Annotated in this window: 3 protein-coding genes; all 3 read right to left on the bottom strand. The window is 24.3% G+C overall.

The window, feature by feature from the left end:
- Nucleotides 1-208 precede the first annotated feature (208 nt).
- From MBFIL_RS04015 to MBFIL_RS04005, 3 genes are read right to left on the bottom strand one after another with little or no spacing between them, the layout of a single operon-like run.
- Entirely contained in the window at nt 209-772 is a 564-nt protein-coding gene (locus MBFIL_RS04015; protein WP_394328411.1) for a hypothetical protein, read from the bottom strand.
- Nucleotides 762-1,502, bottom strand: coding sequence for an ImmA/IrrE family metallo-endopeptidase (locus MBFIL_RS04010; RefSeq protein ID WP_066971723.1), 741 nt, complete (start codon nt 1,500-1,502; stop codon nt 762-764). Before MBFIL_RS04010 ends, MBFIL_RS04015 begins: the two co-directional genes overlap by 11 nt.
- 1 nt (nt 1,503) lies before the next feature.
- On the bottom strand, nt 1,504-1,830 hold the full coding sequence (locus MBFIL_RS04005; RefSeq protein WP_066971721.1) for a helix-turn-helix domain-containing protein: 327 nt from the start codon (nt 1,828-1,830) through the stop codon (nt 1,504-1,506).
- Between the last annotated feature and the right edge of the window lie 465 nt (nt 1,831-2,295).

Below are 2,295 nucleotides of genomic sequence, written 5' to 3'. Positions count from 1 at the left end.
TTCAGTGGAGCACAACAAAAAGAAGATAAAAAACGCTTTAAAACCAAAAGTGGAGCTATGTCTTATTTGAAACCAATAATTGAAAGACAGAACGATGAATTAAAATGGACCTAAATGTTATGATAAACCATGATTTTAGTAATAATTCCTTTTTCAGGAGGTAACTTTTTGACACAAACATATATATATATATATAATGTTACAAAGTTTAAAAATCCAAAAATTCCTCACAATCTTTTTTGTATCTATTTGAATAATAATCAGAAAAAGAATTATCAGGCAAATTTCTATTTCTTTCTAACATTTTTTTCCACATACTATTTGCTCTAGATTCATCTATTAAACCTTTTTGAACTGATTTAGCTAAAATAAGGGCAGTAGTTAAAAGAGGTAATTCATACTTTTCAGTTAATTCTTTAACATCTTTAAGATTATTACTTGCAACAACACCATTATTTTTAATTGCAAAAGCAATAGCAGATGCTTCACCTTTTCCCACAGGTCTATTACTCCAAAGCCCATCTTTAATACATTTATATGCAGTATATTCTTTAGAAATTATACTAATATCTTTGACTTCTACAAAGTCTTTTTCTATTAAATTATACAAATTAGTTTTTATAAATAGTGGGGTTCCATCATGAGAAAGTTCTTCATAAACAGGTTTTGGAATAATGATTTTAGAAAATAAATTACATAGTATAGAAACATCCCCAATAACTAAAAAACAAGCAAGGCAATCAGTATCATAAAAGACAGGTTTATTCTTCAATAAAATCATCCTCATTCAAATTATAAACGATGTCTGATCTAAAAACGTCCAATAGTAACTCTTCTTTTTTTCCAATTGATATTTTATTATTGTTAAATGCTTTTTCAGTTAAAGGAATATAAGTACCTAATGAGAAATATTTTTTACTTTTAATAGAAGGCTCATATAGTTCTGTACTAAAACCTAATTTTGTAGCTTCTCTTTTTATATTATGTCGATATCTTTTAAATTCATCATAAGATATGTATTTTTCTTTTCTTAATCTACATAACATGGAAATGTGGCTAATTTGGAAAAATTGCTCACATTTTAGGATATTTTCTAAACTCCATTTTTCAATGTTGTTTTTTTCAATATACTCTTTTAATGCACATTTTGGCATTAATAATGAAGATGCGAAATTATCTGCTTCTTTCTCACTATCATTGTATTTTTCATCACTACAAACTAACCATTTTTCATTTTCTTCAAATTTTAAATGATATAATTCATGTGCTAAAGTGAAGTTTTGTCTACCTTTAGAATGGTTAGAATTAATTAAAATAAGTAAATCTTTGTCATTTTTAGAACAACATCCACTTATTTCACTTTCTAATGGTAAAAAAATTAGAGTTAGATTGTTTATTTTCTCCCCTATAATAGAAAAAATGTCAATAGGTGTATAATTATCAATTCCCCATTTTCTTCTTAAATCTTCAGCTAATTCATTAGTTTCATAATAGTGTTTCATATTATTCCTCACTATCTAAATCTCTTAGAAATTTTAAATTAGCCATTATTTGATTCATTTTTGAAACTACCTCTAAATTAGGGTTTTTCGTATTTAATCTAAAAGCAAATTTAGGAGATGAGTACTCATCAGACTTTCCTAAAATATATTCATGAGAACAATTATATAATAAACAAATTTTGTCTAATAAACTTAAATTAAAACTTCTATCTCCTTTTTCAATTTTAGAAACTTGTCCTTGGTCAATTTCTAAGTAGTTAGCAATTTGTTCTTGAGTATACTCATTTTCATCCCTTAATTTTTTTAACCTTACACCAATTTTTTCCATCAACATCACCTTAATAATAGTATGGCATAAATAATATATATAATTTTTTATATTTTTATGCCATACTATTTATTCCATTATTTAACTTTTCAGTTAACCAGGAAATATCTAATGTATGAGAAATAATTTTAATTAATATGATGTCCTACAATTAATCTCATGAAAAAATCAAGCTCTTTAAAAGTGATTTAGTTAATTGATTATTATTTAAATATAATTTATTAATTTAATAATTATTATTTTGCTAAATAAAACTAAAATTAATAGTTATACTGGATTCAAGCTATTTAAAATCAAATTTATTATGTAAGATTTAAAAATTCGAATTGTAAGACAGATTATAGGGGATGTTCCATAATTCAATAGATAATTAGTTAAGACTTATTTTCTTAAATAAGTATTTTGAGAGCCTTATATTGCTGATAAATTAATTATATGGATATTTAATTAGTTATATAAATTGAA

The organism is Methanobrevibacter filiformis (assembly GCF_001639265.1).
Classification (GTDB): Archaea; Methanobacteriota; Methanobacteria; order Methanobacteriales; family Methanobacteriaceae; genus Methanacia; species Methanacia filiformis.
Note: the sequence above shows the minus strand (reverse complement) of the source record. Positions and strands in the feature narration are given on the sequence as shown.

Coding starts and splice junctions, on each gene's coding strand:
- MBFIL_RS04010 (WP_066971723.1), bottom strand. CDS start 1,502: ATGAAACACTATTATGAAACTAATGAATTAGCTGAAGATTTAAGAAGA.
- MBFIL_RS04005 (WP_066971721.1), bottom strand. CDS start 1,830: ATGGAAAAAATTGGTGTAAGGTTAAAAAAATTAAGGGATGAAAATGAG.